At 69.2% G+C, this 24,633-nt stretch carries 25 protein-coding genes and 3 pseudogenes; 12 read left to right on the forward strand and 16 right to left on the reverse strand.

The features are described 5' to 3' along the window. Nucleotides 1-66: 66 nt before the first annotated feature. The 4 genes and pseudogenes from ABT369_RS53945 to ABT369_RS53960 form a co-directional block, all read right to left on the reverse strand. Nucleotides 67-765 (reverse strand): annotated as a pseudogene (locus ABT369_RS53945) (IS256 family transposase); the annotation flags it as partial. 209 nt (nt 766-974) lie between these two features. Continuing rightward, nucleotides 975-2,099, reverse strand: coding sequence for a fatty acid desaturase family protein (locus ABT369_RS53950; protein ID WP_350625844.1), 1,125 nt, complete (start codon nt 2,097-2,099; stop codon nt 975-977). A gap of 23 nt (nt 2,100-2,122) precedes the next feature. After that, a complete protein-coding gene (locus tag ABT369_RS53955) occupies nt 2,123-3,208 on the reverse strand; it encodes a ferredoxin reductase (RefSeq protein ID WP_350625932.1) in 1,086 nt (361 codons plus the stop codon). Between the two features lie 396 nt (nt 3,209-3,604). Next, on the reverse strand, nt 3,605-4,312 hold the full coding sequence (locus ABT369_RS53960; RefSeq protein WP_350625846.1) for a hypothetical protein: 708 nt from the start codon (nt 4,310-4,312) through the stop codon (nt 3,605-3,607). Nucleotides 4,313-5,041: 729 nt separating this feature from the next. Between ABT369_RS53960 and ABT369_RS53965 the strand changes: the two genes are divergently transcribed. After that, nucleotides 5,042-5,197 carry a DUF6131 family protein gene (locus ABT369_RS53965; RefSeq protein ID WP_350625848.1) on the forward strand — a complete coding sequence of 52 codons (156 nt, stop codon included), beginning with the start codon at nt 5,042-5,044 and terminating at the stop codon, nt 5,195-5,197. On the opposite strand, the gene ABT369_RS53970 is transcribed toward ABT369_RS53965, so the two are convergent. The 3 genes from ABT369_RS53970 to ABT369_RS53980 form a co-directional block, all read right to left on the reverse strand. Next, nucleotides 5,156-5,614 (reverse strand): hypothetical protein, encoded by a 459-nt coding sequence (locus tag ABT369_RS53970; protein WP_350625850.1) that lies wholly within the window; start codon nt 5,612-5,614, stop codon nt 5,156-5,158. The two genes, ABT369_RS53965 and ABT369_RS53970, sit on opposite strands and share 42 nt — an antisense overlap. A 932-nt stretch (nt 5,615-6,546) precedes the next feature. Beyond that, complete coding sequence (locus tag ABT369_RS53975; RefSeq protein ID WP_350625853.1) at nt 6,547-6,834, reverse strand: DUF4193 family protein; 288 nt, start codon at nt 6,832-6,834, stop codon at nt 6,547-6,549. A gap of 272 nt (nt 6,835-7,106) precedes the next feature. Further along, nucleotides 7,107-8,522 (reverse strand): AI-2E family transporter, encoded by a 1,416-nt coding sequence (locus ABT369_RS53980; protein WP_350625858.1) that lies wholly within the window; start codon nt 8,520-8,522, stop codon nt 7,107-7,109. A 433-nt stretch (nt 8,523-8,955) separates the two neighbouring features. Between ABT369_RS53980 and ABT369_RS53985 the strand changes: the two genes are divergently transcribed. Then, nucleotides 8,956-9,396, forward strand: a complete 441-nt coding sequence (locus ABT369_RS53985) for a DUF5994 family protein (RefSeq protein ID WP_350625934.1) — start codon at nt 8,956-8,958, stop codon at nt 9,394-9,396. Between the two features lie 57 nt (nt 9,397-9,453). On the opposite strand, the gene ABT369_RS53990 is transcribed toward ABT369_RS53985, so the two are convergent. From ABT369_RS53990 to ABT369_RS54000, 3 genes are all read right to left on the reverse strand, one after another. Next, nucleotides 9,454-9,651, reverse strand: coding sequence for a hypothetical protein (locus tag ABT369_RS53990; protein ID WP_350625936.1), 198 nt, complete (start codon nt 9,649-9,651; stop codon nt 9,454-9,456). A gap of 42 nt (nt 9,652-9,693) precedes the next feature. Then, nucleotides 9,694-10,149, reverse strand: coding sequence for an STAS domain-containing protein (locus ABT369_RS53995; protein ID WP_350625861.1), 456 nt, complete (start codon nt 10,147-10,149; stop codon nt 9,694-9,696). Nucleotides 10,150-10,232: 83 nt separating this feature from the next. Then, nucleotides 10,233-11,279, reverse strand: coding sequence for a fatty acid desaturase family protein (locus ABT369_RS54000; protein ID WP_350625864.1), 1,047 nt, complete (start codon nt 11,277-11,279; stop codon nt 10,233-10,235). 867 nt (nt 11,280-12,146) lie between these two features. Here ABT369_RS54000 and ABT369_RS58100 point away from each other — a divergent pair. Beyond that, nucleotides 12,147-12,236, forward strand: coding sequence for a hypothetical protein (locus tag ABT369_RS58100; protein WP_502891949.1), 90 nt, complete (start codon nt 12,147-12,149; stop codon nt 12,234-12,236). A gap of 459 nt (nt 12,237-12,695) precedes the next feature. Here the strand turns inward: ABT369_RS58100 and ABT369_RS58105 are convergent. Further along, a pseudogene (locus tag ABT369_RS58105) lies at nt 12,696-12,988 on the reverse strand (response regulator); the annotation flags it as partial. A 139-nt stretch (nt 12,989-13,127) separates the two neighbouring features. Between ABT369_RS58105 and ABT369_RS54010 the strand changes: the two are divergent. Beyond that, nucleotides 13,128-13,379, forward strand: coding sequence for a hypothetical protein (locus tag ABT369_RS54010; RefSeq protein WP_260729069.1), 252 nt, complete (start codon nt 13,128-13,130; stop codon nt 13,377-13,379). Between the two features lie 381 nt (nt 13,380-13,760). Continuing rightward, nucleotides 13,761-14,081 (forward strand): STAS domain-containing protein, encoded by a 321-nt coding sequence (locus ABT369_RS54015; RefSeq protein ID WP_350625867.1) that lies wholly within the window; start codon nt 13,761-13,763, stop codon nt 14,079-14,081. Between the two features lie 27 nt (nt 14,082-14,108). Here the strand turns inward: ABT369_RS54015 and ABT369_RS54020 are convergent, their stop codons facing one another. Next, the gene (locus tag ABT369_RS54020; protein WP_350625869.1) at nt 14,109-14,264 is read right to left on the reverse strand and encodes a hypothetical protein; all 156 of its coding nucleotides are present in this window, start codon (nt 14,262-14,264) and stop codon (nt 14,109-14,111) included. A 109-nt stretch (nt 14,265-14,373) separates the two neighbouring features. Here ABT369_RS54020 and ABT369_RS54025 point away from each other — a divergent pair, with 109 nt between their 5' ends. Then, a complete protein-coding gene (locus ABT369_RS54025) occupies nt 14,374-14,712 on the forward strand; it encodes a glycosyltransferase (protein ID WP_502891947.1) in 339 nt (112 codons plus the stop codon). Next, entirely contained in the window at nt 14,709-15,974 is a 1,266-nt protein-coding gene (locus ABT369_RS54030) for a glycosyltransferase (RefSeq protein WP_350625873.1), read from the forward strand. The genes ABT369_RS54025 and ABT369_RS54030 overlap by 4 nt, the downstream gene beginning before the upstream one ends. Here ABT369_RS54030 and ABT369_RS54035 read toward each other — a convergent pair. Continuing rightward, nucleotides 15,939-16,871 carry a sigma-70 family RNA polymerase sigma factor gene (locus tag ABT369_RS54035; RefSeq protein ID WP_350625875.1) on the reverse strand — a complete coding sequence of 311 codons (933 nt, stop codon included), beginning with the start codon at nt 16,869-16,871 and terminating at the stop codon, nt 15,939-15,941. The genes ABT369_RS54030 and ABT369_RS54035 overlap by 36 nt on opposite strands. A gap of 482 nt (nt 16,872-17,353) precedes the next feature. On the opposite strand from ABT369_RS54035, the gene ABT369_RS54040 reads away from it, so the two are divergent. Both ABT369_RS54040 and ABT369_RS54045 read left to right on the forward strand, forming a co-directional pair. Beyond that, the gene (locus ABT369_RS54040) at nt 17,354-17,986 is read left to right on the forward strand and encodes a GAF and ANTAR domain-containing protein (RefSeq protein WP_350625877.1); all 633 of its coding nucleotides are present in this window, start codon (nt 17,354-17,356) and stop codon (nt 17,984-17,986) included. 39 nt (nt 17,987-18,025) lie between these two features. Then, nucleotides 18,026-18,754, forward strand: coding sequence for a GAF and ANTAR domain-containing protein (locus ABT369_RS54045; RefSeq protein WP_350625880.1), 729 nt, complete (start codon nt 18,026-18,028; stop codon nt 18,752-18,754). 344 nt (nt 18,755-19,098) lie between these two features. On the opposite strand, the gene ABT369_RS54050 is transcribed toward ABT369_RS54045, so the two are convergent. Further along, nucleotides 19,099-19,356: a ricin-type beta-trefoil lectin domain protein gene (locus tag ABT369_RS54050; RefSeq protein WP_350625938.1), complete on the reverse strand. Its 258-nt coding sequence runs from the start codon at nt 19,354-19,356 to the stop codon at nt 19,099-19,101. 46 nt (nt 19,357-19,402) lie between these two features. After that, a pseudogene (locus ABT369_RS54055) lies at nt 19,403-20,089 on the reverse strand (transglutaminase-like domain-containing protein); the annotation flags it as partial. A gap of 532 nt (nt 20,090-20,621) precedes the next feature. Between ABT369_RS54055 and ABT369_RS54060 the strand changes: the two are divergent. Then, entirely contained in the window at nt 20,622-22,058 is a 1,437-nt protein-coding gene (locus ABT369_RS54060; protein WP_350625882.1) for a wax ester/triacylglycerol synthase family O-acyltransferase, read from the forward strand. A 273-nt stretch (nt 22,059-22,331) separates the two neighbouring features. Next, a complete protein-coding gene (locus ABT369_RS54065) occupies nt 22,332-23,315 on the forward strand; it encodes a DUF8129 domain-containing protein (protein WP_350625884.1) in 984 nt (327 codons plus the stop codon). A gap of 230 nt (nt 23,316-23,545) precedes the next feature. Here the strand turns inward: ABT369_RS54065 and ABT369_RS54075 are convergent, their stop codons facing one another. Then, the gene (locus tag ABT369_RS54075) at nt 23,546-23,749 is read right to left on the reverse strand and encodes a cold-shock protein (protein WP_350625886.1); all 204 of its coding nucleotides are present in this window, start codon (nt 23,747-23,749) and stop codon (nt 23,546-23,548) included. A 347-nt stretch (nt 23,750-24,096) separates the two neighbouring features. On the opposite strand from ABT369_RS54075, the gene ABT369_RS54080 reads away from it, so the two are divergent. Beyond that, nucleotides 24,097-24,306, forward strand: coding sequence for a hypothetical protein (locus ABT369_RS54080; RefSeq protein ID WP_350625888.1), 210 nt, complete (start codon nt 24,097-24,099; stop codon nt 24,304-24,306). Nucleotides 24,307-24,633 lie beyond the last annotated feature (327 nt).

Raw genomic sequence — 24,633 nt, forward strand, 5'->3', positions numbered from 1 at the left:
CCACGATCGACCGGGCTCGGCCCGGTCAGATCGCCCCCTTTTCAGCGCGTACCTGGATCGAGTCGATCACCGCCCTCGACCAGTCCAGCACCTGCGTGGCCTGCAGTCGCTGCAGCACCTGAGCGGTGCTTTCCAGCGCATGGTCCATCGCCGGCGGCCGGGCCCAGTGGGGTCCAGACTCATCAACGCCATGTACACGCACTTGAGCGCGGCCTGCTCATTGGGGAAGTGCCCACGAGCCCGCACCGCCTTGCGGATACGCGCGTTGACGCTCTCGATCCCGTTGGTGCTGCAGATAACCTTGCGGATCTCCACGTCGAAGGCCAGGAACGGCACGAACTCAGCCCACGCGTCCGACCACAGCTTCACGATCGCCGGGTACTTCTTGCCCCACGCCTCGGCGAACTCCATGAACCGCTCGGTCCCGGCGTCCTCGGTCGCCGCGGTGTAGACGGGCTTGAGCGCCTTGGCGATCTTGTCCCAGTCCTGCCGGGCCGCGTACCGGAACGAGTTGCGCAGGAGGTGGACCACGCATGTCTGCACGATGGTTCACGGCCACACGGTCGCGACCGCGTCCGGCAGGCCCTTCAACCCGTCACACACGAGCATGAGCACGTCCGCCACACCGCGGTTCTTGAGCTCGGTGAGGACGTGCAGCCAGTGCTTGGCGCCTTCACCACCGTCACCGGCCCAGATGCCGAGGATGTCGCGGTGGCCGTCGACGCCGACACGGCAGCCGACTCCTGCTCGACGGTGGTCTCCGTCGTCAGCTGGCGTCTCTCCCTTGATCAGCAGATCCGCCGTTATTTGTACAGTCCCGCCCGGGCCGCCGATCGAAAGATTGGGCCATGATGAGCAGAAGAACGATGCCTCCGCGGTGCCGCGGTCGGCGCTCTCGGCGGTCGGTAGGCAGAGGCCAACTCCGCCGCGGTCACCGGAGTTCACAAAATGGAGCGTGGCTGTGTCCCGGCTGATCAGGCGGTCGCCGAGATCGGCGGGGTATCCGCCGGGCGCGGTTTCGGCCCAGGCAGCGCCAGACGGAAAATGTTCTTCCAGACGTTAGCGGTCTGACGAACCAAAGAGCCGGTGTTGTACCGCAGCCCGTAGCGCTGGCACAGGTCACGGACCTTGGGAGCGATCTCGGTGTACCGATTGCTGGGCAGATCTGGAAACAGATGGTGTTCGATCTGATGGCTGAGGTTGCCGGTCATGATGTGCAGCAGTGGGCCGCCGTCGATGTTGGACGAACCAAGCAGTTGGCGGATGTACCACTCGCCGCGGCTTTCGTCCTCGAGTTGGTCTTCGGTGAAGACCTCCGAGCCGTCCGGGAAGTGGCCGCAGAAGATGACCGCGTGCGACCAGACATTGCGGGTGACGTTCGCGGTGAGGTTGCCGAGCAGGGTGGGCAGGAAGGCCGGACCCGCGAGCAGCGGGAACGCGACGTAGTCTTTGACGACCTGGCGGGTGGCCTTTCGCAGGACGCTGCCGAGCTGGGACAGCGCCTCGGCCCAGCTCTTCTCGCCGCGCCAGGCCCGTTCGAGCTCGACGTCGTAGATGGCGATGCCCCATTCGAAGCCGGCCGCCAGGATCGCGTTGGAGACGGGTTGGGCCAGGTCGACCGGGTGCCACGGCTGATCGGGGCTGACTCGTAGGAATGCGTAGCCGATATCGCGGTCCTTGCCGAGGATGTTGGTGTAGGTGTGGTGCACGAAGTTGTGCGAGTGCTTCCACATGTCGGCCGGCGACGCGAAGTCCCATTCCCAGGTGCTGGAGTGGATCTGAGGGTCTCGCATCCAGTCCCACTGCCCGTGCAGGACGTTGTGGCCGATCTCCATGTTCTCCAGGATCTTCGCGACGGTCAGACACGTGGTGCCGGCCAGCCAGGCCGGCGGCAACAGCGAGGCCATCAGCAGTGCCCGGCCGCCGACTTCCAGGCCCCGCTGGAGCGTGATGACCTGGCGGATGTATCGGGCGTCGTCGTCGCCGAGGTCAGCGATCACCTTGTCGCGGATCTGGTCCAGTTCGCGGCCGATCTCCTTGATGTCGCCTTCGGACAGATGGGCAGCGGGGCCGGCTGACGCGGGTGCGGTACCTGTCATCTGAGAGCTCTCCCAACTGGTCGCTACAGGTCGATCTCGACGGGGCCTGCGGCCGCCGACACACAGGTTTGAATCAGCTCTCCTTCGTCGCCGTGCTCCCGACCGGTGCGCAGGTCACGTATCCGGCCGGCCCGCAGCAGGGCCACGCAGGTGTAGCAGATGCCCATGCGGCAGCCGCTGGGCATCAGCACACCGACGTTCTCACCGGCGACCAGCAGCGAAGTGGCGCCGTCGGCGTCGGCGTGCCGCCGGCTGACGGTGAACGTGACCCGGCCCCCGCAGCCGCCCGACGTCATGTCGGGCCGGAATCGCTCCACGTGCAGCCGGTCGCCGAGCCCGGCGCGTCGCCAGTGCCGCTCGGCCCGCTCGAGCAGACCGGCCGGGCCGCAGGCCCAGACGTCGCGCAGGCGCCAGTCCCGGCAGATCCCGCGCAGTTGCGCCATCGTCAGCCGGCCGCCGTCACGGGTGTACCGCTCGTGCAACCGCAGACGCGGAAACCGGGCGGCCAGGGCGCGCAGCTCCGCGCCGAAGATGACGTCCTGCGCGGTCGGCGCCGAGTGCACCAGCACCGCGTCCGGCATCTCGCCCTGCGCGGCCAGGCTGCGCAGCATCGCCGCCACCGGCGTGATCCCGCTGCCGGCCGTCAGGAACAGCAGCCGGGCCGGCAAAGGCTCCGGCAGTACGAACTCACCCTGTGCCGGCGTGAGGTGGACGATGGTTCCCGGCGCCGTCCGACGCGCCAGGTAGGGTGAGACCAGCCCGCCCGGGGCCGCCTTCACCGTGATCGTGATACACCCGTCGGCCCGCTCCGGCGGCGAGGACACCGAGTAGCTGCGCGCATGCCGCACCCCTCCGATGTCCACACCGACCCGGACGAACTGCCCGGCCCGGTGCCGCCCCCAGCCACGCCCGGGACGGATCACCAGGCTGGCCGCGTCCGCAGTCTCCGGCACAACCGCCTCGACCCGCCCACGCACCTCCCGGGACGACCACAGCGGATTGAGCAACTCAAGATAGTCGTCCGGCAGGAGCGGCGTGGTCAACCACGCGGCGGCCCCGAGCAGGCGGTCGCGAACGCTGAGCCGGCTTTCCCCCCTGACCGCCTCCACCGTGGCCTCGGTCTTGGCTTCGGACCCAAGAGCCAACCCGTGCACCCCCTTCACGTGGACTGTCACCTGCCCTACCACGACCGGCACCTAACCTCGCCCCACGGCTGAGAGACCGGATGACGCCCAGTTGGCCGAGCAACCGGTACGCCGAGATCACCCCCGAAGTCCGCGCCCTCTGCGAACGGTTCGGCTTCCGGTACAGCACCGGCTCCCTCGCCCACCTGACCGCCGGCGTCTGCAAGACCACAGCCCGCCTCGCCCTGCCGGGCCGGAAATCAGCCAGCGGGACGGCAGTACCCATGGCACCCCGTTACGGACCCGGACCGGCCACCGAGCGACCCGCGCCCCATAGGCGCGGGTCGGCGTTGTTCCCTCCAGCGGCCGGGTAACCCGTCCTCAACGATCGAGACCGGCCTTGTCGACGTTGCGGTGGAATCGCATGCCGGCCACGCCACCGAGCATTGCGCCGACCAGAGCCGCGACGATGGCCACGACCAGGGCGATGATGCCGCCGGTCGTCAGGTCGCCCTCGTTGATCGGGATCCGGGGAAAGCCGTTGAGTTTGCTGAGGATGTCGTACTTACTGCCCAGCAGCGCCCCGATGACGGCAACGATCACGGCGATCGCGATCGACCACACCCAGACGGCGATGCCCTGCTTGATACCGTTGAAGCGCGCCATCCGGCCGGCGACGTAGCCGCCGCAGAAGTAGGCGACCAACAGGACCACCAGCAGCGCGATACCCCCGACGATACCGATCGTGGTTGTCTGCTGGCCAGCCCTGCCGGCGGCGTTCGTGGCGTTGGTGCCGGTGGCCACGCCAACAGCGGCGCCGACGGCGGCGAGCAACGCAGTGAGGATGACGGCGGTGCCGATGGCGGTGAGCCAGCCGAAGAATGCCGAACCCCATTTGATCCCGCCGTAGCGCTGCTCGCTGTCGAGGACCGTGTGCCGGTCCGCGGGCACCGAGCGGGCACCGTCGTCCGGCTCTGCACCATCGAAGCGCGGATCGCGGTCACGGGCGCGACCTGTGTCACGCCGGGCCGGCATGGGCTCGTCGCTCCGCCCTTCACCGGCTCCGTATGCGTCCCGTTCGTAGCTCATCAGCCCTCCAACAGATGGTGGATGATCGCTTGGTCCGGCGGCTGCCCCTGTACCAACGTCCACCTCGACTGTTGGACAGAACGATCGGCAGGGACGCCGCATCCCGCACACCACAACGGCATCCATGGTCCCGCGGTGCCTTCACTGTTGCGGGTATGCGGACCAGATCCGTCGGTGTACGCGCCAAGGCCCGAACCAGCTCATGCCCGGCCGAGGAGGTATAGGGGCCGCGGACGCCAGGTTCGCCACGACGGACCGCATGGCGCCGATGTGCACCTCCTGCACCTTCCCGCGTGTGCGGAGGTAAACACCAAATGCCGGCTACACGCAGACACACTCGTCCGCACGCTGCACGACGTCGGTGCCGCAGTCTGGCCCGGCGGAGACGCGGGCTTGTTGGTGACCTCGCGGTTGAACAGCCAGCCGCAGTGTGCGTACACAGCCCTTGGCCATGCGAACACGCCGGTGCCGTAACGCAGGTCGCCTTCGCGGTGAACGCGTGATTATCGGCCGGTGGCCCGTCGTGCTTGGGCTGTGTGCTACTGGTGCGCGAACCGGTAGTGTGCCCTCGCCGGCCGGTGTACGGGTAACGCCAGGGTCGGCGCCCGGGTTGCGGCGTTCGGGGAGCCGAACCATGCGGCACCGGTACGGACCGCCGCGGTCGCAACGGTTATCGCAAGCGCGCGAGGGTAGTCCGGCTCCTAGTCGAAATTCGTTCTGGGAGCTCAAATGTTCATACTCGGCGTCATCCTGCTGTTACTCGGCTTGTTCTTGCACCTCCCGATCCTGACGATTATCGGCGCGGTCCTGCTCGTGGTCGGGGCGGTGCTGTTTATCCTGGGCTCAGTTGGAAAGCCGGTCGCCGGCCGGCGGCACTACTGGTAGCTCATGGGCTATCGCGCTGGATCCTGTGGGTCCGCGGCAGGCGGCGCGCGTCGCGGTGAAGCATGGCCCCAGGCACGACCACGCCCCGCCGCAGCGGGGATGACCGCAATCACTGCCACAAAACAGCGGGCGGCGCGCCTCGGCCGGCAGGCCGGCGCGCCGGACGGTCTCGCGCGTCGACGTCACCGCGGCGCCGATCCTGTCCGCCATGAGGCCCATCGCGGTACGACTCTTGTCCGCCACTGTCGACGGCGCCGTATCGCTCACCGTCCGGCGTGTCCACTCCGCCGCGGCGCCGAGGCGCTGCTTGGCGTCGTCGACCGCCTCACCAGTACCCGCGAGCCACAGCGGCCAGACCAGGTTCAGCGCAGCCACAAGCAGGATGAGCAGCAGCCCGACCCCGAACCAGGCCAGCATCGTCCCTGCCCCGCCCAGCCCGCCGCCGAGCCCGGGCCCGGTTACCCTTCTCGACCAGCTCCACCTTCGCGAGGGCCAGTTGGTCGGCACGAGCGTCGGAGATCTGCTGGGCGGTGGGTTGCTGCTGGTCGCCGCGATGACACCGTCTCTCGGCCTCCGCGCTGCAGCGCCGTGAGTGGTGGTGGTATCCCGGGCAGCGTGCCGTCCGGGATACCACCTTCCCCCTCCGAATAAAGCATCGATGCGGACAGGCGTGGTCACGACGGCGCCACCGCAGCCCGGGGAGCGGCCGGACAGGCCACCAACAACGAATGCAGAAACCCGGTCGTGTGAACCCCAAGGTGGTCGGTGAGCCGCGATCTCAGCAGGACTCAGCCACCGGGGACCGGGGTGACACAGTTACCGTACGCGCCCGCGCCGCCGACGGCTACCGGGCGAACGCCGCGGAGTAGCTCACCGACCGCCCATGAGTCGCCGATCAGCCGCCTCCACCACCTCGCCGCGGACCGGCTCGCTACTGGTTCGCCGACCGGCAAGGGACAGGCCCAGTCCGAAAGTGAGCGCGGCACGCCGACGGCTGCGGCGCGGTCGCCGGGAGAGACGAAGGCGCCGGTGACGGGGTGAGCGAGCCAGGCGTCGTTCGCGTGACGAGATCCGGGCGCCATCGCACGGCCAGGTGGCGCTCTGGACATTGTGGTCCACCATCGGGTCGCGCATGACGTCGTGCGTGTTTTGCACCCTCGTCGCGGCGATGGCACCGACTCAAACGCCCGCCGCGACCTGGCCCCCGACAGGCAGGTCGCGCCTGTCGCATGAGGCAACGACCTGCGGTTGAGCGCGACACATTGCCGGAGCGAGAGCGCCGAGGATTACAGCGCGATACCGCGCTGCGCGCCCCGCACGTGCCGCTCCGCGTCTGACCGCCGTGCCGTTCAGGCGCAGTCGCGGCAGACCTGAACGCGGTGATCGTCGGCGAGCCGGCTGCGGTGGTGGATCAGGAAGCATCGTCCGCACCTGAACTCGTCACCCCGCATGGGCACGACGGGGACGGACATCTCTTCGTCGATGGATTCGAGATCGGATGCCGAGACCGGCCCGGCCATGTCGTCAACGTCGGCGTTGTCGGCCCGGCCCTTGGCGTACGAGCTCGTGAGCGCGTCGAGCCCGTCGTCGGCGGCCTCGGCCTGGCTCGGGCGGGCCGCGTCGTGGTCGACGTTCATTCGCCGCCGAGTCTCTGGGTGTGCTGCACGCATGTCCGCTCCGAAGGGTGATCGATCGTCTTGGGCGGGCGCCAGGCGGTGCCGCCGACGGGACGCGCTGTGCCTGAAGGCCGCAGCCGAGGTCGGAATCCCGGCGCGGCTGGAGTGGGTGCTCGGGCGTGCCCTCGTGGTGCTGACCGCGGCCGCCGAGAGGAGCTGCGGAGCATCCAGCGATGCTCGCGACTGCTCGATGACGGGTTGCGGTGGAATCGTTTGATGGGCGCCGCCCCACACTAGCAGGACCGTCGGGTTTGCCCGGGGTGTAATCCGCGGTCCAGGTGGGTCCAGGTGCCTGAAACGACGGCGCCGGCTCCGACGTCGGCACGACCGGGATGCGGCTCTACCGAAGTGGCCTCGGCGGGTGGCGCGTCGGGGGCCGCCTCCTCGACCGCGGCTGCGTGCTGCGCCGCGGCCTCGTCGGGGTCGGTCGGTTCACTGCCAGGAGGTTCCCCGTCCGGGGTCGGCTCCCCGGCGGGCTGGTCGGCGAGATAGCGCACGGCGGTATTGCCGACGGCCAGCAGCGGCACGGCGACGAGGCCGCCGACGAGGCCGGCGGTGACGACGCCGGTGGCGATGGCCAGGATGACCGCGAGCGGATGCAGGGCGACCGCCCTGCCCATGATGAGCGGCTGCAGGACGTGGCCTTCCAACTGTTGGACGGCGACCACAATCCCCAGCACGATGAGCGCGGTCACCGGGCCGTGGGTGACGAGCGCGACGAGCACGGCGATACCCCCGGACAGGGTGGCGCCGACGACCGGGATGAACGCGCCCAGGAACACCAGGGCCGCCAGCGGCAGCGCCAGCGGGACCCGCAGGATCGCCAAGCCGATACCGATGCCGACCGCATCGACGAACGCCACCAGGACCGTCGCGCGGACGTAGGAGACCAGGGTGTGCCACGAGTAGTGACCGGCGCGCGCGACCGGCACCCGGGCCGGCCGGGGCAGCAGACGGCACAGGAATTGCCAGATCTGACCGCCGTCGCGCAGGAAGAAGAACAGGGTGAACAACACGACGAAGAAGCCGGCGAGGAGCTCGGTGAGAGTCGTCGCGGTGTTCAGCGCGCCGGACGTCAACGCGCCCTGGTGCGCGGTGACGGTCTGCCGCAGCTTGTCGACTGCACTGCTGAGCTGGGCGTCGGACAGGTGCAACGGGCCCTGGCCGAGCCAGGTCTGCACCTGGTCGACGCCCTGACCGACCTGGGCGGCCAGGGCGTCGAACTGGCTGATGAACGTCTGCACGATCAGGGTGAGGCCACCACCGACCACGAGCAGACCGGTGACCAGCACCGTCCCGGCGGCGAGGGAGCGGTTGACGCCGCGGCTGCGCAGCGCGGCCGCGGCCGGTTCGAGCAGTGCCGCCAGGAGCAGCGCCACCGCCACCGGGATCACCACGACGCTGAGCACACCGAGCAGCCGCAGCAGCAGGTAGGCGGCGACCACGAACAGAATCACCCGCCACGACCAGGCGCTGGCAACGCGGACGCTCCGCGGGATGCCGTCATCGACGGTGGGCGCCGCCTCGACGACCAGCGCCGGTGCGGTCCGATCGGCGGGCTCCCCGCCGATGAACGGCGGCGGGGTGCCGCGACGTGTGGCGATCAGGCGCAGCTGCACCCGGTCACGGGTATGCCTCAGCCAGCTCACGGCGGCAGCTCTCTTCTGTGGGAGTCAGGGGTCACGCCCGGCCATGCACTGTGCGCATCGCCCGAGCGTTGCTGCCCGGCGGGGTGGCGGGGCGATCGTCGGCAGCCCGCCGCGCCGTTGACGCAGCCGCGACAGCCGAGCGGAGAGACTGATCGTGTGCCGCGGCGTCCAGACGGCCCACATACTGATACCCACCGATGAGCGCGAGAAAACGCGGACATAAGCGCTTGGCCGGTGCCTGCCTGGAGACTCCGCGGTCACGCCGCCCGGCGTGACCAGACGCAACCCGCGGCCGGACGTAGTGTGGACATACGTCCATCTTCCATAACCGGTGGCGCTTCGCCCGACACCGGTGAGCACGCCGCCCGGCGGCATCCAGCGGCATTCGACGGCCACTCCCCCACTTGGACACACACCGACAGAAAGGCCAGCCATGCTTGCCGGCGCTCAAACCCCTGAATCGCCCGTCCAGGCCCGCCTCACGCTGGCGGGGGGCCGGATGCCCAACGCCACCCTCAACGGCGGCTGGTGGCCACGTTCGTGGGAGCCCGCTGCCGAGCTGCCGGGTCTGGTCGCTGCGCTCACCGAGCACTACGGACCGATCCGCCGACTGATCCTCAACAGCCGGGTCTGGCGGACCGGCCTGGAGTCCACCGCGGTCAACTCCGGCCCGGTTCCGGTCCGCTGGTTCAGCACGACTGAGCCGGGTCTGCTGATCGCGATCACCGAGCCCGGGAATCAGATCAACCTGCTGGTCGTACCGCCCGGCGTCAAGGCCGCCACCGCACGGGCCGCCATGGACAAGGCGGCGGATCCGGCCAATCGGTTGCAGGCTCCGGCCATCCTCGCCGTGCTGTCCGTCCCGGCCGGATGATGGCTGCGGCTTGACCTGGCACGAGCGCCCGGCATGCAAAAGGCACGCGGACGGCGCTCACCCGGTAGGCGTCGAGGAACGGGCGCGGCGCCGCGCCGGTCCGATCTCCGTTTCGGCCTCGGCCCGGTCAGTCAAGGTCCGGCGCTCGACGTCGATCCTCACGCCCGGATCGAGGTCGACGTAGATCCGGAAGCAGTGCTCGATTTCGAGCCGGAAGAAGTGTTCCAGATCCTCGATGTCGGGCAGGTGGCCCAGACGCGGATCGGCGGTGGGAGTCCCGTCCCGCGCTGAGCTCGATCAGCTCTTGAATACGTCCTGGAAGCGCCCTGGGCGGACCGGCTTGACGGCACGGTGATCAATGGGTATGTCGCAGGGCCCAAGCGATCGTCCGGCGCCCGTGCTGTTGGCGATTGCTTGAAACCCGGCGTGGTCGTGGGGTGTGACGAGGTCGTCCACACCGGTGAGACACAAAATCCGATGAATCATCGGTGTACAGCCCGAAAGCACCACAAGGGCGGCAGGAGCGATGTTACGGAGGCGAACGATGAAATTCGCCAGCGTCGAGCACGCGAATGTTACATTCGCTACGTTGATCGCGATGCTCGACGGCAGGGCATTGCTCACATGATCGAGCACGTTATCAAGTTCATTTTCGATGGCCACGTCTATGGCGCCGAACAACGAGATCTCGACCGACCGCGGGCTGTGCGGCCGATCAACTACGACACACGGCCGGACGGATTCTTCCCCCATCGCAACCACCTCGGCAAGAGGATAGTCATGGCTGCCGAGGTCCAGAGCAGATAAAGTTGGACTGCGAATGGTATACCCGCCGGTCAGGCTTCGGCGGGAGTCGCGGGTGAACGTCCCACGGTGTCGAGGTGCCGGAGTGCCTGAATGTAGGAGGCGATCAGTCCGGTTTCGAGGTACGAGACTCCGTGAGCGCCGCAGAATTCCCGGATGATGCGTTGTGCGTCGCGCAGATTTCCTCGGGGCATCGAGGGGAACAAGTGGTGTTCGATCTGATAGTTCAGCCCGCCCAGCGCGAGGTCGGTGAGCCAGTGGGCGCGCACGTTGCGGGAGGTCAGGACCTGCCGGCGCAGGTAGTCGGCGCTGTCGCGCGCGTCGAGCTGCGGCATGCCCTTGTGGTTCGGGGCGAAGGAGCAGCCCAGGTACAGCCCGAACAGGCCCTGATGGATCGCGATGAACACGAGCGCCTTCACCGGCGGCAGGACCAGGAACACGCCGGCCAGGTAGACCCCGACGTGCAGCCCCATCATGAGTCCTTCACGGAGCCGGGACCGGGTGCGGTTCTTGAGAAGGTATCGCACGCTGGCGACCCTCAGGTTCAGCGCTTCCAGCAGTAGTAGCGGGAAGAATCCCCATGCCTGGTAACGGTGGAAGAAGTGGCCGACGGGTCCGCTCGCTCCGGCCTGTCCAGTGGTGAACACCAGGACGCCCGCGCCGACGTCGGGGTCGCGCTCCTCGTCGTTGGGGTGGGCGTGGTGGCGGTTGTGTTTGTCGACCCACCAGCCGTAGCTGAACCCGACGCCGATGTTCGCCAGGACCACGCCGAGGATGTAGTTGGCGCGGCCGGACCGGAAGATCTGCCGGTGCCCCGCATCGTGGCCGAGGAAACCCAACTGCGTGGAGATTACCGCGAAGTAGACGGCGACTGCCGTCTGCCACCACGAATCGCCGACGAGCAGGAAACCGGCCACGCCAGCGGCGCATGCCACGATGGTGGCGGCGATCCGGCCCGTGTAGTCACCGGGACGCCGGTCGAGCAGGCCGGCTTGCTTGATGCGGCGGGACAGTTCGGAATAGGCGGTTCCCTGAGGCACGACCGCCTCTGGGATACGGCGGCCAGCAGCACTGCGCATACGGACTCCCACGGACACGATCTACAACGAACCGAGCCGTCGCCGGGGTCCTGAGCGACTTGACCCTCAGTCTCATTACCCCGGATGGGAAGTGGGTAACGCGCTTTCCGATGAGGATCTGTGCCATTCCATGGCTGTGGCCAGGGAACCCCCGCCTACGGGTGATTTGGCTCTGGTCCGGTGTCGCCGAGTACGCTCGGACGAATGGGACGCCGGTCCGGCGTCCGGCTGCCCCGGCCCATGGCAGCGCCTGCGGAGGAAGGTGCGGCCATGCCGGGGTGCGGGCGGTGTTCGCGTTCCCGTCGCAGGTCGGCGCGGCTCCGCTCGGGTCCTGGATGTGTTCCGCGATCGCCCTGGGGCGCTGTCCCGGGCGGAACTCGGTCAGGAGTTCACATTCGCGGATCGGCCCGTGACGGTCCTGCTCGACGGCCAGGAACGCACCGCCGACGGGACGGACGGCCTCGACGAAGCATTCGACCGTACCGCTGGGCCGTTCCAAGCCCTGGGCATGGCGATGGTCCAACTCGGTGTCCCGCTCGCCGAGGCCCTATGCGACGGGCCATCCATCGTACGACGCGACCACGGACATCGTGACCCGTCGCCTGCGCCTGGACCAGCACAGCGCGGAGGGCTCTTCGTGAACACCAGACTCGGGAAGGTCGGGAGGCCGTCATGAGCATCGTGTCCGCTCACCGTCGACACCGCATTCACCCGGCTGCGTGCCTACGCCCGCGGCAACAACCGCCGGTTCAGCGACGTCGCTCAACTCGCCGTCACGGACCTGGGCAGCCTGCAGCCCTGGCGGGCTTTTGACCGGTCCTCGCTGCCGCTGGGATCACCGAGCCGTTACCGATCCAGGCGGCGACGCTGCCGGACACGCTCGCCGGGCGTGACGTGCTCGTCCGAGGCCGGACGGGGTCGGGCAAGACTTATACGCGTTCGTGCTGGCGGTGCTGACCCGGCGGGCTGCCCGCAGCCCGCCGAGACGGCCCGGGCGGCCGCGGGCGCTGATCCTGGCGCCCACCCGCGAGCTCGCCGCGCAGATCGAGGCCTCGATGGCACCACTGGCCAGGGCGCTGTCGCTGCGGACGCTGGCCGTCTTCGGCGGGGTCGGGCGGCCGCTCAGATCGCCGACCTGCGGCCGGCGTGGGCGTCCTTGTGACCTGCCCGGGCCGCCTCGCCGACCACGTGGCGTCCGGGCGCGTGCTTGGGCGCGATGGAGATCACCGTCCTTGACGAGGCCGATCATATGGCCGGCCTGGGCCTTCTTCCTGCGGTACGGCGGCTGCTCGATCTGACCCGCCGTCCGGCCAGCGGTCGCTGTTCTCGGCAACACTCAACGCCGGCGTCGACGTGCTCGTCCGGCGCTACCTGACCGATCCGGTCACCCACAGCGTCGACTCGGCGCAGTCGCCTGCCGCCAGCGGCAACGCGCCGGACGGCGTCGACGAACCCGCCGATGTGCGACGCGCCGTCCTCGAGCAGGTAGCCGACTCCGCCGCGCGGGTGGCGAACAGCTCGCGCGCGCAGAGCGGCTCCACGTGTTGGGAGAGCATCAGCGTCGGCGGGCCGGGGATGCGGGTGCGGGCCGCGATCGCCGCCTGCAGCCCCTCGTCGGTGACGGTCGGCGGCGGGCGGACGTCGATGACCGCGACATCCGGCCGGTGTTCGAGCAGGGCCGGCAGCAGGGCCGGTCCATTGTCGACCGCCTCGCGCCGTGCCAGGCTCCGCGCCGGAGGTGTAGGTTTGGGCGCGTGCCGCCCATCGGCGGCTCGAGCCGGCACCGCAGTGGTCATTGTCCATTGTGGACGATGGACGTTGTCGCAACCCGTCGATGGGACACACGCCATGACCGTCGAGCATCCGACCTGCCTGCTGTACCTGCTCACCGTCGGCCGCGACAAGGAACTCGTGCTGCGTGTGCACGGCACCGAACTCTCCATCGAGCAGCTCACCGCGTGGATGGCGGAAGAGTCCGTCCACGCGCTGACGGTCTCGCGGTTCGGCGACGAACAGACCTCCACGCTCCTGCTGAACTTCCGGCACGTGGTCGGCGCACGGCTCGCTCCCTACAGCGAGACGCGCACCGGCTCGTTCTGAACGGCTCGACCGCGGGCGGCAGGTCGTCGATGGCGAGGTTGACGCGGACCCGAGAGCAGCTATTGCGGCGCGGCCAGAGCCGTGGAGTCGGTCGCTGGGGCCACGCGCAGCGGGTACGGTGACGGTGTCCGTTACGGCGGCGGCCGGCAACGAGCGGCTTCTCCTTCGCCGGCGACACTCCGCGGGCCACGAACGGTACGGCTGAAGGAGACCCTGACATGACCTACGACGACTTACCGCCGTCATCCGACAGATCAACCAGTTTCCGGCCCGACACCGTCCGCCTCCCCGCATGACACCGCCCACCGCCACCCATCAGCACGTCCACCGGCGCACCCCGCACCCGCCGCAGGCGGCGCCGGCGACCATCAAGCGGCCCGGATGACAGCAGCGCCGACCCTTGAAGTCGCCACCAACGACGACATGGTCACCATCACCGCCCACGGCGACCTCGACCTCACCACTTGCCACAACCTGCTCGCCGCCACCACGGACGCCACCGCCACCAATACCGTCGCCACCATCGTGCTCGATCTCACCGACCTCGGCTTCTGCGACTCAGCCGGCCTCGCCGCCCTCGTCCGCATCCACAAAGCCGGCCAGCGCTACAACAGACGGCTCATCCTCCACGCACCGGCACCCGACCTCCGGCGAATGCTTGAGATCACCGGCCTGACCGAGGTCTTCGTCATCGAACCCTGATCGCCGGCGGCCAGGGACGGATGCGCATCAATGTTGGTCCGGCCGGGGCATCACTGTCAGGCGCAGGGCGTCGCCCAGTTCCTCGACGCGGAAGCGTTCGACCTGGCCGCTGTCGGGCAGCACAGCGTCGTAGAACCTAGCGTTGCTGATCTCGATCGTGCCGCCCGCCCGGCCGATCAGCACTTTGAGTACGACGCGTTAGGTTGACATCGCTGAGATACCCCACGCGGGCCGCCTTGCCTCTGACGCAACGTCACGGGTGCCGGGCGGTACACGACGTGTGGCGTCCGCCGTGAATCGTCTCGCGTCACCTGCGAGATCGAGTCGTCGCCTCGGCTCAGCCACCTCGGGCGTGCTCGTCGAGGCACTGGCCGCGCACAAACCCGTCATCGCCACCACCTTCCCACACGCCGTAGAAGTCCTCAGCGACGGCGCCGGCCTACTCGTACCACACCACGACGCACAGGCGATCGGCACCGCCCTCAAACGAGTCCTCACCGAACCCGACCTGGTCGGCGGCATGCACCACCAGGCCACACGCATCTCCCAGAACAGCCGCTGGATCGTCGTCGCCGAGCGGTATCGCACCCTCGCGGTCACGCTGCTGAGCCGGGCACCGGTGCCGCTGTGACGGCGCGGTACCCGGAGCCCTCATACGAGCACCTGCTGCGGCTCAGCGCCGACACCGGATTGTTGGAGCACGCCGACCACGCTGTGCCTCTCCGGCGGCACGGCTACTGCGTCGACGACGTGGCGCGCGGCCTCGTGGTGCTCTGCCGGGAGCCGGACCCGCCGGAGGCGCTGCTGCGGCAGGCGGAGGTGTACCTCGCGTTCCCCGTCCACGCGCAGTCGCCCGACGGGACGTTCCACAACCGGCTCGGATACGACCGGCACTGGCTGGACGAGCCCGGCACCGGCGACTGGTGGGGCCGAGCGGTGTGGGCCGCCGGAACCGCCGCCGTGCGCAGCCCACTGAGCTCCGCACGGCAGAGCGCCCTGACATGTTTCGAGCTCGCCGCGCGGTGCCGGTCGCGCTGGCCGCGGTCGATGGCCTACGCCGCGCTCGGCGCCGCCGAGATCCTGTCGGTGCGCCCGGACCACTCCGGCGCGCACTGGCTGCTCAGCGACGCGGCGACGACCATCGGCCCGGCCCACGACGACCCTGGCCGGCCGTGGCCCGAGCCCCGGCTGACGTACGCCAACGCGCTGCTCGCGGACGCCGTGATCGCGGCCGGGCACCATCTCGGGCGCCCAGCCGTGCTGACCGACGGGCTGAACATGCTGCGCTGGCTGCTGGACGAGGAGACGTACCACGGGCATCTGTCCTGCACGCCGGTCGGCGGCGGGCAGCCGGGCGACCGGAAGCCGGGCTTCGACCAGCAGCCGATCGAAGCGGCCACGATCGCCGAGGCGTGCGTGCGTGCCCTCGACACCACTGGGGACGAGCGGTGGGAGGCCGGGCTCGTCTCGGCGGTGGACTGGTTCATCGGGAAAAACGACACCGGCGTCAGCCTTCGCGATCCGGACACCGGCGGCGGCTACGACGGACTCACCGCCGACGGGCACAACGCCAACCAGGGCGCGGAGTCCACGCTCGCCCTGCTCTCCACCCTCCAGCACGCCCGCCGACTTCACACGAATGGTTCGTGGGCTGGGCTGGAACGGCCGGCCGGCCGTGGAGGATGGCGAACGCCGCCGCCTTGTCGTGTGGCGCTGACGGCCAGGTCGCCGTGGTGGCGAAGTCGCGGCCGGGCCCAGTGGTCCGGGGGCCCGGCCGGGGATGGCTATGCCAGGGATGCCGGTGCCGCCCCTTCGGGTGCCGCCGGTCCAGCCGGCGAATCTCGGGCAGGCTGTACGTCAACGGTGTGCATACGGTGGCCCTTCCACCGGTGATGCGTCGGTCTCGGCGAGGAAACCGGCCCGGAGCTGGACTATGGCTTCGCGCAGCAGGCGGGAGACGTGCATCTGTGAGATGCCGAGCTCGGCACCGATGCGGACCTGGGTCATCTCATCGGAGAACCGCATGGTGAGGATGCGCCGTTGCCGAGACGGCAACGCGGCGACGAGCGGCCCGAGCGTGAGGTGGTCGTCGATGGTGCCGTAGTGGGGATCGACGGCGCCGGCGAGGTCGATGAGCTCGGCGCTGTCGTGGCCGGTGACGGACTCGTTGAGCGACGGCAGCCGGTACGCCTGACCTGCGCTGACCGCCGCCCGCAGGAGGGCGATGGTGACGTGGAGGTGGTCTGCGAGCTCGACCGACGTCGGTGAACGGCCACGCAGCTGCGTGAGCTGCTCGGTGGCGGCCGGTATCTCGAGGAGGATTTCCTGGGCAGCCCGGGGCACGCGCATGGCCCAGGCGGTGTCCCGGAAGTGCCGTTTGAGTGCGCCGACAATGGTCGGAGCGGCGTAGCTGACGAACGGGGTGGTCCGGTTCGGGTCGTAGCCGTCGACGGCCTTGACCAGCGCCAGCGCGGCGACCTGTCGCAGGTCGTCGTAGTGTTCCCCACGACCGGCATAACGCCGCGCGAGCCGGTTGGCCAGCGCGAGGTTGTCCTCGACGGCTCGGGTCCGCAGGACATCACGGTCAGGGTGATCCAGCGGCAGGCGTCCGCGTGCGCGAAGTAGGTGTTCCGTCGGGAACGGAGTATCCCTGCGCAGGTGCAGCCTGCTGAGGGCAGGAGCATCGAAGCCGGTTGCCGGCGGCCCGGAAGGGATTGGCGCGGGCCGCGGTGTGCGTTCGGTATCCGGAGGTGGTTCGGTGATCGGGGTCGGCACGGCGAGCATAGTCATGGTCCACGCCCCATCAGGGGACAGCCGCAGCAATCGGCAGGGACGGCGCCTCTGCTAAAAGCGCCGGGCTCACTGGTCGTCACCGCGAGGTCCGGGCGGCGGAAGAGGCGCCCGACACGAAGGCTGACGGGCGCGGGGATGCAGACCGCATCCTGCACGTAACAGTACGCTGATTCGTGCGGTCCTCAAAGCGTGCCCGGACTTCACCGGTCGCGTCGCCGTCATTGTCGGGCCGAACGCATGAGGGTAGCCTTACCAGGAGTGATGTTCGTTCGGCGTTCGATCGACACGAGCCGCCTTCAGAAACCGCCAGCCGACAGGGCTTGCGGGTGAGATACCACCAGCACGTTTGCGGCGCCGGGTCGCGGCTGCGGGCCATCGGCGTCTCGGCGTGATCGGCGCGGGCCATGGTCGCGCGCGGGCCGTCACTGGTCGGACTCATCACCGGACACCCTCCTAAGGTGGGCGGCACAGTGGAGCTGATGCAAAGGACTTGCGTCGACGCTGCGCGGGCATTGTCGGCCTCGGGGGTTGGGGTGAGTCTGATGACCTCCGACGGCGCTCACGGCATGGCCGCGGCGTCGGACCCGAACACCGCGCGGATCGAGGAGCTGCAGTTCACCTTCGGGGAGGGCCCGTGCATCGACGCGGCCGCGGCCGGCCGCCCCGTGCTGGTGCCGGACCTGACCGACGGGGCGATGCGCCGATGGCCGATGTACACGACCGCGATCCTGGACGCGGGGGTCCGGGCGGTGTTCGCGTTTCCGTTGCAGATCGGGGCGGCTCGCCTCGGCGTCCTCGATGTGTTCCGGGCCAGTTCCGGGGCGATGTCCAGACCGGAGCTGGGCCGGGCGCTGACGCTCGCCGACCAGGTCGTCACGACCTTGTTGGACGGTCAGGAACGGACCACCGGCGTGGACGAGTTGGACGAGGCGTTCGAGCACCGTGCCGCACTGTTCCAGGCCCAGGGCATGGTGATGGTCCAGTTGGGCATCTCCCTCGCGGAGGCGCTGGCGCGGATCCGGGCCTACGCCTACGCCACCGACCGGCCGTTGAGCGAGGTGGCCGCCGACATCCTCGCCCACCGGATCCGCCTCGACACCGACCACGCATGAACAGTGGCACGAACTCCACAAGAAAGGCCGGAAGCTGTCATGACCACCGTATCCGAACAACGTCTGGCGACGATCTTCGTCGAGGTGGCCGACACCCTGGTCGGCGGGTTCGACCTGATCGAGTTCATGCAGATGCTTGCCGACCGCGTCGCCGGGCTGGTCGAGAACGCCACCGTGGGCCTACTGCTGGCCGACGAGCAGAACCGGTTGCAGTTCATGGCCGCCTCGGACGAGACGACCTCTCTGCTGGAGCTGCTGCAGCTGCAGTGGCGGGACGGGCCGTGCCTGGACGCGTTTCGCACTGCCGAGCCGGTCGTCAACGCCGACCTGTCCACCGCAAGCCCCCGCTGGCCGCGGTTCGCACCCTACGCCACGGCCGCCGGGTTCCGCTCGGTGCACGCGTTCCCGCTGCGGCTGCGCAACGACGTCATCGGCGCGATGGGCGTATTCGGCACCGGCAGCGCCGCCCTCGACGCCACCGACGTGCAGATCGTGCAGGCCCTGGCCGACGTCGCCGCGATCGGCCTGCTGCAGGAACGGGCGATCCACCACAGCGAGATGCTCACCGAGCAGCTGCAGGGCGCGCTGAACAACCGCATCATCATCGAGCAGGCCAAAGGGGCTGTTGCGCAGGCGCACAACATCTCCGTCGACGCGGCCTTCGAACTGATCCGGGACCACGCCCGGCGCACCCACCGGCGGCTCAGCGACGTCGCTCTTCGCGTGCTCACCGACGTCACAAGCCTGCCCGATCTCACCGCTGACTGACCGGCGCGCAGGCGCGACGACCTGAATGCCGGCCAGCTCGCCGATGGACCGGCCGCGCCGAGCTTGCCGGCGTGCCGCACGCCGGCAAGCGGTGACGGACCTGGACTGGTAACCGCGACCCGGCCGCCTCCGTGGCGGACCGCAGGTCAATGGTGGAACCCGGCGGCGACGCCGACCTCGCGCAGCGAGCCGGGTTGGCCTCCAGCCCCAGCCGGAAGGCGAACACGAACGTGGCCAGGTTGAGCCGGGCGATCAACGCCGGCGGCCGCCGGGCCGCACCTACGTGGATCCAGCCGCGTCCACGTGCCCCACGTGTGGGCGCCCGGCCGCGGCACTCCCGAGGCTCAGCCGAGGGCGATCAGCCCGTCGTGGTCGTCCCCGGGAAGATCGCCGGCGGACACCGCCCTGACCTCCAGGCTGCGCAGCACGGCACGACCGGCCGTCACCGTGGTGAACGCGATGTCGGCGGCGTCCCGGCCAGTGGCGACCCGGACCAGCGTCGGGCGGGGCGCCAGCCGTGTCGCGTCCCACACCTGCCAGCGGCTGTCCAACGCGACCTCCACCACCGAGTGGAAGTCCATCAGGGCCAGGCCGGGGGGCATACACGGCAGCGACGCGTGCGGGGACGTCGACCGCCCGGCAGAGCGCGGCGACGAGATGCGCGAAGTCGCGGCAGACGCCGCGGGCGGACAACAGCGTGTCCACCGCATCAGTGGCGGGCCCGCTCGACTCGGACATATACATCACGTGCCGCCATACGTAGTCGCAGATCGCCCGCACCCGCTCCAGCGCGGTGGGGAGCTCACCGAAGTGGCTCAGCGCCATGCCGGTGAGTCGGTCCGACGGGCAGTACCGGCTGGGACGCAATGCCGCCACCCGCTCCTCATCGGTCACCTGAACGGGCGTGCCAGGCCCGGCGGTGATCGTCGCGTCGTACTCGATGGTCACGCTGCCGGGCCGGACATGGAGCAGATGCTGCCGCCCGCCGGCCGCCCCGGCCAGTTCCTGCGCGGGCAACGCGACCATGTTGTTGACGATCTCCAGACGCTCGCTGATCGTCACCCCTGGCCGGCGGGCAGCGACTATCTGGATCACGATGCTGCCCGGCGCGGCCACGTCGAGGGTGAGCGAGCAACCGACGTGCCCCGACTGACGGTCCGGGCCGGGCAAGCTCATCGGGCAGGCCCGGACGCATCGCCGGACCCGATGTCGAACGGTGCTCGCAGCCGGCTCAGGGCGGCCTCGCTCGTCGGGCGCGGGCAGGGGCGCCTGCCGTGTTTCAGTCTCCGGTACTGCGAGAAAGCGAACAGTGCGGCCCGGGCGGCCCGCAGGCATGAGGGAACGCCGCCTCACCGGTCATTATCGGCTCCAATGCGTGCGAGCAAAAGCGAATGGCGCTGCCTGCCTGCAGGTGGCGGCATCACGACGGCCTGGTGCCTGATACCGACTACCGTGGGAGCAAGGCATCGATGCGAGTGGCGGCGAACCCGCTGACGTGACATCGCAACATTTACACCCTACGCCGCCACACCGTCGACGCCGACCGCACGGACACCGCAGCACCGCAGCCCCGCAGCACCGACGGACCTCGCACGTGCCGCGGGGCTCGGAGACAGTGGGGATGCCCCGCGGTGATGGTGTGATCCGTCCGGAGCGCCGCCGGCGTGACCAGCGTACGGAACGAGCTGCATGTCGCATCCTGACCCAGCTGTTGTCGCCGCTCGCCCTGGGTGATTCGAGCCGTTGCCGGGGTGATGTTCGGGCGCTCCTGGTCGAACGGGCCGCGGGAGGCCCGACATTGGTGCAGCGTGGGTCGTGCAGGCGGAGGCGCCGCATTCGGCCAACATCGCCAGGAGAGAGGCTGTCGGTGGACGACGAGCGGTTGAGCTCCCTCGATACTGCTTTCCTGCGGTTGGAGTCTCCCGAGGCACCGATGCAGCTGGGCGCACTGGCGATCTTCGACCCGCGGGAACCGATTCCGCCCGCGCAACTCGCCGCGGTCCTCGCCGAGCGCGTCACGCGGATACCGTCGCTGCGCCAGCGCCTCCGTGCCGCCTGGCTGCCGCCCGGCGGCGCGGCGTGGACCGCGGACACGACGTTCGACCTGGCCCGGCATCTGCACCTCCACGAGCTGAGCCCGGACGCGGAGGAGACGGCGGCGCTTGCAAGCGAACTGATGGCCGAACCCCTTGATCTGTGCCGGCCGCTGTGGCAACTGCACCTGATGACCAGCCTGCCCGAGGGTCCCTTCGCGGTGCTGATCAAGCTGCACCATGCCATGGCCGATGGACTGCGTACGGTCGAGCTCGGTCTTCGCCTTCTGGATGGGTTCGCCGACCGTCGGCCCGGTCGGCCGGACCATGGCGAACCGGAGCCGGCCGCTGCGGCGCCGTCCACCGTACCGGCCGCGCAGACATCTGCCGAACGTGCGTTCCGAACGGCACAGACCGTCACCGGCGTCGCCATCCGGGGCATCCTGCAGCTTCCCCGCGCGTTCGATCTGGCAACCAGTACCGTGAGCATCGCCGCGTCGGTGCTGTCGCACGTGCGCCTCGCCGCGTTGCTGCCGTCAGCGCTCGGCAACCCTGACCACGGCAGTGCTGTGTCGCCGGCGGACCGGCCGGCCACGGTACGCAGGCTCGCGCTCGTCCGACTCGACACCCGTGACGTCAGGCAGGTGCGCCGGCGGCACGGCGGCACCGAACACGACGTCCTGCTGGCCGTCATCACCGGCGCCCTGCAGCGTTGGCTCATCGCCAACGACCGGTGCTCGCAGGGCCTCGGTGTCCGGACGTTCATCCCCGTCAGCCGACGCAGCCGCACCGACGGGCCGCAACGGCACAATGTGCTGTCGGGGTACCTGTGTGATCTGCCGATCCACCAGGACGGCCCGGTTGGTGTGTTGCGCGAGATCCGTGCCGCGATGGATCGCAACAAGGCCGCCGGATTCGCCCGTGGCCCTGGGGCGTTCCCGGTGCTCGCCGACCGGATGCCGGCCCCGGTGCAGCTCATCACCATCCCGCTGTTGCGTCGTGCCGGCCCGTTGCTGTTCGACACGACGATCACCAGCGTCCCGATCCCCTCGCGACCGATGGCGCTTGCGGGGGCCCCGCTCCAGCATGTGTACCCCATCGCTCCGCTGGCCCATGGCCAGGCGCTGGCCATCGCAGTGTCGACCTACCGTGACTCGGTCCACATCGGCCTGCACGCCGACCATCGTGCCGTGCCAGACCTCGACTGCGTCGCCGACGCCATCCCGACCGTGCTGGCCGCCTTGAACGACTCGGCCCCTCCGGCACCCTGAACCGGCAAACCACCCCGGTCGGTCCCAGACGTGGACTGCACGCTGGGTTGACGCGACCGTTCGGGAAGCTGCGTCACACCCTCCGGACGGGTCAGTTCGTGGCCGGGTTTCGGGTGATGACGGTCGTGCCGTATGCCGAAGTGGGGCCCGGCCGGTTTGCGGGGCGTATGCGGGGAACCGGCTGTCTACAGGAACAGCCAATGCGGAACCGATCCGGAACCGAACCAGAACCGATCTCACCACCATTTCGCCGATTCCCAAGGAGTAAACGACATGGCGACTGTCCGAGAGAAGGTCGTTCAGTATCTGCAAGACGCACGTGCGGCGGAGTACGCCTTGACCACCATGCTCGCCGTCAACATCGCCGTCACCCCGGAGGGGGATTACCGACGGCGGCTGGAGTCGCAGCGGCAACGGTCCCGCGAGCGGGTGTCCCGGGTGTCGGACCGGCTGGGTGAGCTGGGAGTCCGCCGCAGCATCCGGCACCTGGGCATGGACATCGCCCGGGTGACGGGCGGGCAGGCCGTGGCATTGGCAACGGTACCGGTGCAGCTGTTGCGCGGCCCAGGTGGTGAGGAGCGGGTGTTGAAGAACGCCCGTGACCTGTGCGCGGCCACGGGCGTGCTGGACGCCAACTATCGGGCGCTGGCGCAGATCGCCCACACCTGCAGGGATGAGCGCACCGCCAAGCTCGCTGTCGACCTACAGGCGCAGAGCGAAGAGATGCTGTCAGAGTGCTACGCGTCCTTGGACCGGCTCGCGGAGGCGGTGGTCTTCGCGGAGGTAGAGGGTGAGCCGGTCTACCAGATCGGACGTATCGGCGCAGTGCAGATGCTGGGACTGCCGCAGTTGCGGGAGAGCATGCATCGATTGCGGGACGGAGCCGCTGACGTACTGCAGTTCGCCCGGCGTGAGGCCGTGCGGCAGGGAGCCCGGTCTGTCATCCCGGACTACGACAATCTGTCGGTGGAGCAGATCCGTGACTGGCTGACACGGCTGTCCCAGTTGGAACTGGCCACCGTCGAGGCCTACGAGCGGGTGACGCTCAACCGGATACCGATCCTGGAGACCATCCAGAAGCTGCACGGCGCGGAGCCGTGGCCGGAGTACGACCGGATGAACGTGGGCGAGATCCGTGCCCGGCTGCGGGAGGTTGACGAGGACCAGATCCGCGCGGTGCTGGACTACGAGCGCGGTCACAAGGACCGGTCCTCGATCCTCAACGCCCCTGAAGTCCAGGTCGCCGTTGCCGCCTGACACACGCCGCGCGGGGCTTTGGTAGCCGAGGCTGGAGTGCCGTCGGCGGGTGTTGTGCCAGCCCTCGATGTACTCGAATATCGCCTGCCGGCGGCCGCACGAGTGGGCCAGGCCTGCCGCTGGATGAGTTCGGACGTTGTGGACGTGCGTTCCTCCTCGGGGCGGGCGTTACGCCGACGCCGCCGCGGGCCGACCGTCTGGGGACGGCGGGCACGCGGCCGGCGGTAGGTTCAGATGGCGCGGACGTTCGCGGCCTGCGGGCCCTTGGCGCCCTGCGTGATGTCGAACTCGACCCGCTGGTTCTCCTCAAGGCTGCGGAAGCCGTTCGAGACGATCGCCGAGAAGTGCGCGAACACGTCCGCGCCATCGCCGTCCGGGGTGATGAACCCGAAGCCCTTGTCCGCGTTGAACCACTTCACAGTGCCGATAGCCATGTCTTCTCCTTGGAAGGCTGGATCTGGGCCCACACCGTGCGGGTCCCAGCGTCGCGGTGTTGATCGCCCACATCCGGAGATGACCGGAAACACAGAGCGCCCGGGGGATCAGATACCCACCAGGCGCTGGCCAAGTATTCGGAAATCACAACTGCAACGCGCCCACGGGACCACGCCCGGGTGGGTACGAGCCGCCGTGCCACACATGCGACGGAAGGACCACGGCGAACGCCGTCAACGTTGGGCGGAGCACCGGTGGTGCCTGGACGGGTAGTGTCGACGACCGGACGGCACACTGCGTACCACCCGGTGCGAGGGACGTCGTCTCACGGGTGGAGGCGGTCCACGTGCAGTACCTCAGTGACGTTAATCTACGCGCCGTTCTCAGCGTCCTGATCGGCATAGCGGGCGGCACGATCGAGATCAGCAACGCTGAGCTCTACGACGCCATGCTGCCCGAGAACGGCCAAGCGGAACGTTTCCGCGTCGAGGAACTGCGGGAGGGCGTCCGACTGACGCTGGTACCCGGTCGAGACCTCAACGGATCTCACGAATAACAGCGTCTCTGAGCCGAATTGGCATCATCTGTAGCCCCGCCTGGAGTGTCGCCCTGGCGCCGCGCCGTCTCGGTGCTGGCCTACAGTGCCGCAAGTGCCGGGGGCACCACGACGAATATCTGTTCGACATCTGGCCCGCCGACCTGTGTTCCCTGTCCAGATTGATCCTTGAGCCACCGCGCCCGGAATCTTGCCGAACGCGGCATCCCATTCACCGTCGTGGAGGCCGGTGGCGGCTGCCGCGGTACGCCGCCGCCGAGACCGTCGAGACGGTGCCTGCGGGACCAGGCTCACATCTTCGGGAAAGCGGAACGGGGCAGCGACGCG

Origin of the sequence: Dactylosporangium sp. NPDC000244 (assembly GCF_040300725.1) — a bacterium.
Lineage (GTDB): Bacteria > Actinomycetota > Actinomycetes > Mycobacteriales > Micromonosporaceae > Dactylosporangium.

What these genes read in the sequence shown, in the direction of transcription:
- ABT369_RS53950 (WP_350625844.1), bottom strand. Translation starts at nt 2,099, where the DNA reads ATGACAGGTACCGCACCCGCGTCAGCCGGCCCCGCTGCCCATCTGTCC.
- ABT369_RS53960 (WP_350625846.1), bottom strand. Translation starts at nt 4,312, where the DNA reads ATGAGCTACGAACGGGACGCATACGGAGCCGGTGAAGGGCGGAGCGAC.
- ABT369_RS53965 (WP_350625848.1), top strand. Translation starts at nt 5,042, where the DNA reads ATGTTCATACTCGGCGTCATCCTGCTGTTACTCGGCTTGTTCTTGCAC.
- ABT369_RS53970 (WP_350625850.1), bottom strand. Translation starts at nt 5,614, where the DNA reads ATGCTGGCCTGGTTCGGGGTCGGGCTGCTGCTCATCCTGCTTGTGGCT.
- ABT369_RS53975 (WP_350625853.1), bottom strand. Translation starts at nt 6,834, where the DNA reads ATGAACGTCGACCACGACGCGGCCCGCCCGAGCCAGGCCGAGGCCGCC.
- ABT369_RS53985 (WP_350625934.1), top strand. Translation starts at nt 8,956, where the DNA reads ATGCTTGCCGGCGCTCAAACCCCTGAATCGCCCGTCCAGGCCCGCCTC.
- ABT369_RS53995 (WP_350625861.1), bottom strand. Translation starts at nt 10,149, where the DNA reads ATGGGGGAAGAATCCGTCCGGCCGTGTGTCGTAGTTGATCGGCCGCAC.
- ABT369_RS54000 (WP_350625864.1), bottom strand. Translation starts at nt 11,279, where the DNA reads ATGCGCAGTGCTGCTGGCCGCCGTATCCCAGAGGCGGTCGTGCCTCAG.
- ABT369_RS54010 (WP_260729069.1), top strand. Translation starts at nt 13,128, where the DNA reads ATGACCGTCGAGCATCCGACCTGCCTGCTGTACCTGCTCACCGTCGGC.
- ABT369_RS54015 (WP_350625867.1), top strand. Translation starts at nt 13,761, where the DNA reads ATGACAGCAGCGCCGACCCTTGAAGTCGCCACCAACGACGACATGGTC.
- ABT369_RS54035 (WP_350625875.1), bottom strand. Translation starts at nt 16,871, where the DNA reads ATGACTATGCTCGCCGTGCCGACCCCGATCACCGAACCACCTCCGGAT.
- ABT369_RS54040 (WP_350625877.1), top strand. Translation starts at nt 17,354, where the DNA reads ATGCAAAGGACTTGCGTCGACGCTGCGCGGGCATTGTCGGCCTCGGGG.
- ABT369_RS54045 (WP_350625880.1), top strand. Translation starts at nt 18,026, where the DNA reads ATGACCACCGTATCCGAACAACGTCTGGCGACGATCTTCGTCGAGGTG.
- ABT369_RS54050 (WP_350625938.1), bottom strand. Translation starts at nt 19,356, where the DNA reads ATGCCCCCCGGCCTGGCCCTGATGGACTTCCACTCGGTGGTGGAGGTC.
- ABT369_RS54065 (WP_350625884.1), top strand. Translation starts at nt 22,332, where the DNA reads ATGGCGACTGTCCGAGAGAAGGTCGTTCAGTATCTGCAAGACGCACGT.
- ABT369_RS54075 (WP_350625886.1), bottom strand. Translation starts at nt 23,749, where the DNA reads ATGGCTATCGGCACTGTGAAGTGGTTCAACGCGGACAAGGGCTTCGGG.